This window comes from Planococcus maritimus, assembly GCF_001687625.2.
Lineage (GTDB): Bacteria > Bacillota > Bacilli > Bacillales_A > Planococcaceae > Planococcus > Planococcus maritimus.
Genome location: NZ_CP016538.2, coordinates 83,348 through 90,000, shown reverse-complemented (window position 1 = coordinate 90,000; position 6,653 = coordinate 83,348). Strand labels below are relative to the sequence as shown.

Genomic DNA, 6,653 nt, shown 5'->3' with positions numbered 1-6,653 from the left:
TTTGAAAGACAAGTTTTATTATACCAACTCTGGCGAGTTTTACAAGTCTTTTTTTGCCTTTAGGCAAAAATTCTTGTTCTTTCAAAACTGGATAAATCGACATTGAATTATGGAAACGCATTTCAGTTATTGGTTAAGTCCTCGATCGATTAGTATTCGTCAGCTGCACGTGTCGCCACGCTTCCACCCCGAACCTATCTACCTCATCGTCTCTGAGGGATCTTACTTGCTTGCGCAATGGGAAATCTCATCTTGAGGGGGGCTTCGTGCTTAGATGCTTTCAGCACTTATCCCGGCCACACATAGCTACCCAGCGATGCTCTTGGCAGAACAACTGGTACACCAGCGGTGTGTCCATCCCGGTCCTCTCGTACTAAGGACAGCTCCTCTCAAATTTCCTGCGCCCGCGACGGATAGGGACCGAACTGTCTCACGACGTTCTGAACCCAGCTCGCGTACCGCTTTAATGGGCGAACAGCCCAACCCTTGGGACCGACTACAGCCCCAGGATGCGATGAGCCGACATCGAGGTGCCAAACCTCCCCGTCGATGTGGACTCTTGGGGGAGATAAGCCTGTTATCCCCGGGGTAGCTTTTATCCGTTGAGCGATGGCCCTTCCATGCGGAACCACCGGATCACTAAGTCCGTCTTTCGACCCTGCTCGACCTGTCCGTCTCGCAGTCAAGCTCCCTTGTGCCTTTACACTCTGCGAATGATTTCCAACCATTCTGAGGGAACCTTTGAGCGCCTCCGTTACTCTTTAGGAGGCGACCGCCCCAGTCAAACTGCCCGCCTGACACTGTCTCCCAAGCCGCTAAGGCTTGTGGGTTAGAAGTTCAATACAACCAGGGTAGTATCCCACCGACGCCTCCCCCGAAGCTGGCGCTCCGGGTTCTCTGGCTCCTACCTATCCTGTACAAGTTGCACCAAAATTCAATATCAGGCTACAGTAAAGCTCCACGGGGTCTTTCCGTCCTGTCGCGGGTAACCTGCATCTTCACAGGTACTATAATTTCACCGAGTCTCTCGTTGAGACAGTGCCCAGATCGTTACGCCTTTCGTGCGGGTCGGAACTTACCCGACAAGGAATTTCGCTACCTTAGGACCGTTATAGTTACGGCCGCCGTTTACTGGGGCTTCGGTTCGCACCTTCGCTTGCGCTAAGCACTCCCCTTAACCTTCCAGCACCGGGCAGGCGTCAGCCCCTATACGTCACCTTACGGTTTTGCAGAGACCTGTGTTTTTGCTAAACAGTCGCCTGGGCCTATTCACTGCGGCTCTCTCGGGCTTTAACACCCTACCAGAGCACCCCTTCTCCCGAAGTTACGGGGTCATTTTGCCGAGTTCCTTAACGAGAGTTCACTCGCTCACCTTAGAATTCTCTTCTCGCCTACCTGTGTCGGTTTGCGGTACGGGCACCTCCCGCCTCGCTAGAGGCTTTTCTTGGCAGTGTGAAATCAGGGACTCTGAGGTAAACCTCTTGCCATCACTGCTTGATGTATATAGAAACGGGATTTGCCTCGTTTCTCATCTCACAACTTGGACGTGCACAACCAACGGCACGCTCACCCTATCCTTCTGCGTCCCCCCATTACTCAAACGGCGGGGAGGTGGTACAGGAATATCAACCTGTTGTCCATCGTCTACGCCTATCGGCCTCGACTTAGGTCCCGACTAACCCTGAGCGGACGAGCCTTCCTCAGGAAACCTTAGGCATTCGGTGGACGGGATTCTCACCCGTCTTTCGTTACTCATACCGGCATTCTCACTTCTAAGCGCTCCACCAGTCCTTCCGGTCTGACTTCAACGCCCTTAGAACGCTCTCCTACCACGGACATCTACGATGTCCATCCACAGCTTCGGTAATCCGTTTAGCCCCGGTACATTTTCGGCGCAGTGTCACTCGACCAGTGAGCTATTACGCACTCTTTAAATGATGGCTGCTTCTAAGCCAACATCCTGGTTGTCTAAGCAACGCCACATCCTTTTCCACTTAACGGATATTTGGGGACCTTAGCTGGTGGTCTGGGCTGTTTCCCTCTTGACTACGGATCTTATCACTCGCAGTCTGACTCCCAAGTATAAATCACTGGCATTCGGAGTTTGTCTGAATTCGGTAACCCGGGATGGGCCCCTAGTCCAAACAGTGCTCTACCTCCAGGATTCTCTTCTTGAGGCTAGCCCTAAAGCTATTTCGGAGAGAACCAGCTATCTCCAGGTTCGATTGGAATTTCTCCGCTACCCACACCTCATCCCCGCACTTTTCAACGTGCGTGGGTTCGGGCCTCCAGTAAGTGTTACCTTACCTTCACCCTGGACATGGGTAGATCACCTGGTTTCGGGTCTACAACTACATACTCATTCGCCCTATTCAGACTCGCTTTCGCTGCGGCTCCGGCTTATAGGCCTTAACCTTGCATGTAATCGTAACTCGCCGGTTCATTCTACAAAAGGCACGCTATCACCCATTAACGGGCTCTAACTACTTGTAGGCACACGGTTTCAGGATCTATTTCACTCCCCTTCCGGGGTGCTTTTCACCTTTCCCTCACGGTACTGGTTCACTATCGGTCACTAGGGAGTATTTAGCCTTGGGAGATGGTCCTCCCGGATTCCGACGGAATTTCTCGTGTTCCGCCGTACTCAGGATCCACTCTGGAGAGAACGAACTTTCAGCTACGGGGCTGTTACCCTGTCTCGCGGACTGTTCCAGGTCGCTTCGCTTAATCCGTTCCTTTGTAACTCCGTATAGAGTGTCCTACAACCCCAGAAGGCAAGCCTTCTGGTTTGGGCTGATCCCGTTTCGCTCGCCGCTACTTGGGGAATCGCATTTGCTTTCTCTTCCTTCAGGTACTTAGATGTTTCAGTTCCCTGAGTCTGCCTTCTCATGTGCTATGAATTCACACATGGATACTGCTCCATTACGAACAGTGGGTTTCCCCATTCGGAAATCCCCGGATCACAGCTCACTTACAGCTCCCCGAGGCATATCGGTGTTAGTGCCGTCCTTCTTCGGCTCCTAGTGCCAAGGCATCCACCGTGCGCCCTTATTAACTTAACCACTGATGGTCAAAAAAAATAAGTTGATCGCAATTGCGATCACGCTACTATGATGCTTGTTTCTTAATCAATGTCGATCTATCCAGTTTTCAAAGAACAAGTTTGAAAGTGCTCCGTAAGGAGTGAACCTTCAAAACTGAACGCAAAACGTCAACCCGATTCCGAAAAATCGGTTCCGATATTATCCTTAGAAAGGAGGTGATCCAGCCGCACCTTCCGATACGGCTACCTTGTTACGACTTCACCCCAATCATCTGTCCCACCTTCGGCGGCTGGCTCCCGTAAGGGTTACCCCACCGACTTCGGGTGTTACAAACTCTCGTGGTGTGACGGGCGGTGTGTACAAGGCCCGGGAACGTATTCACCGCGGCATGCTGATCCGCGATTACTAGCGATTCCGGCTTCATGCAGGCGAGTTGCAGCCTACAATCCGAACTGAGAACGGTTTTCTGGGATTGGCTCCCCCTCGCGGGTTTGCAGCCCTTTGTACCGTCCATTGTAGCACGTGTGTAGCCCAGGTCATAAGGGGCATGATGATTTGACGTCATCCCCACCTTCCTCCGGTTTGTCACCGGCAGTCACCTTAGAGTGCCCAACTGAATGCTGGCAACTAAGATCAAGGGTTGCGCTCGTTGCGGGACTTAACCCAACATCTCACGACACGAGCTGACGACAACCATGCACCACCTGTCACCGCTGTCCCCGAAGGGAAAGCCTAGTCTCCTAGGCGGTCAGCGGGATGTCAAGACCTGGTAAGGTTCTTCGCGTTGCTTCGAATTAAACCACATGCTCCACCGCTTGTGCGGGCCCCCGTCAATTCCTTTGAGTTTCAGCCTTGCGGCCGTACTCCCCAGGCGGAGTGCTTAATGCGTTAGCTGCAGCACTAAGGGGCGGAAACCCCCTAACACTTAGCACTCATCGTTTACGGCGTGGACTACCAGGGTATCTAATCCTGTTTGCTCCCCACGCTTTCGCGCCTCAGCGTCAGTTACAGACCAGAAAGTCGCCTTCGCCACTGGTGTTCCTCCACATCTCTACGCATTTCACCGCTACACGTGGAATTCCACTTTCCTCTTCTGCACTCAAGTCCCCCAGTTTCCAATGACCCTCCACGGTTGAGCCGTGGGCTTTCACATCAGACTTAAAGGACCGCCTGCGCGCGCTTTACGCCCAATAATTCCGGACAACGCTTGCCACCTACGTATTACCGCGGCTGCTGGCACGTAGTTAGCCGTGGCTTTCTGGTGAGGTACCGTCAAGGTACCAATAGTTAGTTGGTACTTGTTCTTCCCTCACAACAGAGTTTTACGATCCGAAAACCTTCTTCACTCACGCGGCGTTGCTCCGTCAGACTTTCGTCCATTGCGGAAGATTCCCTACTGCTGCCTCCCGTAGGAGTCTGGGCCGTGTCTCAGTCCCAGTGTGGCCGATCACCCTCTCAGGTCGGCTACGCATCGTCGCCTTGGTAGGCCATTACCCCACCAACTAGCTAATGCGCCGCGGGCCCATCCTGCAGTGACAGCCGAAACCGTCTTTCCGTACAGCCTCATGAGAGGCCGCAAACTATTCGGTATTAGCACCGGTTTCCCGGAGTTATCCCGATCTGCAGGGCAGGTTGCCCACGTGTTACTCACCCGTCCGCCGCTAAACCAAAGGAGCAAGCTCCAATGGTTCCGCTCGACTTGCATGTATTAGGCACGCCGCCAGCGTTCGTCCTGAGCCAGGATCAAACTCTCCATTATAGAGTAGTTGATTGCTCAATACTGCTGGCGTATCGCCGTCTCGAAAGACGCGCGATTCGCTTGATCTGCCGAAGCTGATCAGTAAGTTGTGTCACGATCGCTCGCGACTGTATTATTGACGTTTTGCTGTTCAGTTTTCAAGGTTCAATTGTTAATGCGCTCAATGTGACAGCGACTTTTCAATATTACCAAACTCTCTCGCAAGAGTCAAGGTTTTTTTCTTTATTGCTGTGACGCTTTTCACTTAAAAACGCGACAAGAAATATCTTACCACCTTATTAAAATAAGCGCAATAGTTTTTTAAAAAAACCCAAACAAATCAAATGACTTGTCTGGGTTCTGCATACTTACTATTCTTTTGGGCGCATCTGAGGGAATAATAGTACATCGCGGATCGATGCTGAGTTAGTTAACAGCATGACTAAGCGATCAATCCCGATACCCAATCCTCCTGTTGGCGGAAGTCCATATTCCAAAGCTTCTATGAAGTCGTCATCCATTTCATGAGCTTCATCGTTTCCTTCTTCTTTTTCAATGAGTTGCGCTTCGAAACGTTCGCGCTGATCTATAGGATCGTTTAATTCCGTAAAGGCATTTGCGTGTTCTCTGCGGACAATGAAAAGTTCAAAACGATCTGTAAAACGCTCATCTTCTGGATTTTTCTTGGCAAGTGGAGAAATTTCAACTGGATGCCCATAAATAAATGTAGGCTGAACCAATTGCTCTTCAACTTTCTGTTCAAAGAATTCATTGAGAATATGCCCTACTTCCATAGTTGGCTTAATTTCAATGTTGTGTTCCACAGCGAGCGCTTGTGCTTCTTCCTTCGACATACGCTGCCAGAAATCCACTCCCGTGTATTCTTTAACTGCATCTGCCATATGCAGACGTTTCCAGCCCGGTGCCAGATTGATATCTTCTTCTCCATAACGCACAGTAGTTGTGCCAAGAACTTCTTGTGCAGTGTGAGCAATCAAATTCTCTGTCAAAGACATAATATCATTATAATCTGCGTATGCTTCATAAAGTTCGAGCATCGTGAACTCTGGATTGTGGCGGGTGGAGATTCCTTCGTTACGGAAGACGCGCCCAATTTCATAAACTTTTTCTAATCCACCTACAATGAGGCGTTTCAAATGAAGTTCGATAGCAATACGAATATACAATTGCATGTCTAGCGCATTGTGGTGAGTAATGAACGGACGGGCAGTGGCTCCGCCAGCAATTGAGTGGAGCATCGGTGTTTCGACTTCTAAGAAGCCTTGGTCATCCAGGTAGCGGCGCATTGCTTGAATGATGCGACTGCGCAGGATGAACGTCTCTTTGCTGTTTTCACTAACAATCAAGTCCAAATAGCGCTGACGATAGCGTTGTTCCACATCTTTTAACCCGTGAAATTTCTCTGGCAATGGGCGAAGAGCTTTTGTTAGGTATTCTACTTCTTGTGCCTTGACGGAAAGTTCCCCGACGTTTGTTTTGAAAACGGTGCCTCGGACGCCGATAATGTCGCCTAGATCTGCTGTGTTGAAGAATTCATAAGAATCTTCTCCAATTGCATCTTTCCGGACGTAAATTTGGATCTGTCCTTTCAAGTCTTGCAGATGCGCAAATCCCGCTTTGCCTTTTCCACGCTTTGTCATGATGCGGCCGGCAATAATGACTTCAACGGATTTTTCTTCTAACTCTTCTTTTGAGAATTGGTCATATTGCTCAACGATTTCTTGTGAGAGATGCGTGCGTTCGAAACGTTTTCCAAATGGATCAAGTCCATGTTCGCGGAAGTTTTGCATTTTCTGGCGGCGCACCACTAATTGGTCATTCAATTCTTCTGACATATCCTACACTCCTTT

At 50.2% G+C, this 6,653-nt stretch carries 1 protein-coding gene and 2 rRNA genes; all 3 read right to left on the bottom strand.

The annotated features are described in order from the left end of the window. Window positions 1-129: 129 nt before the first annotated feature. Window positions 130-3,062: ribosomal RNA gene (locus tag BBI11_RS00390) — 23S ribosomal RNA — on the bottom strand. A 190-nt stretch (window positions 3,063-3,252) separates the two neighbouring features. Then, window positions 3,253-4,803 (bottom strand): 16S ribosomal RNA (locus tag BBI11_RS00385). The 16S and 23S rRNA genes sit together here, the layout of an rRNA operon. 350 nt (window positions 4,804-5,153) lie before the next feature. Further along, window positions 5,154-6,638 carry a lysine--tRNA ligase gene (gene lysS, locus BBI11_RS00380; protein WP_068459616.1) on the bottom strand — a complete coding sequence of 495 codons (1,485 nt, stop codon included), beginning with the start codon at window positions 6,636-6,638 and terminating at the stop codon, window positions 5,154-5,156. Between the last annotated feature and the right edge of the window lie 15 nt (window positions 6,639-6,653).

Excerpts from the sequence above, each read along its gene's own strand:
- lysS (WP_068459616.1), bottom strand. The coding sequence starts at position 6,638 with ATGTCAGAAGAATTGAATGACCAATTAGTGGTGCGCCGCCAGAAAATG.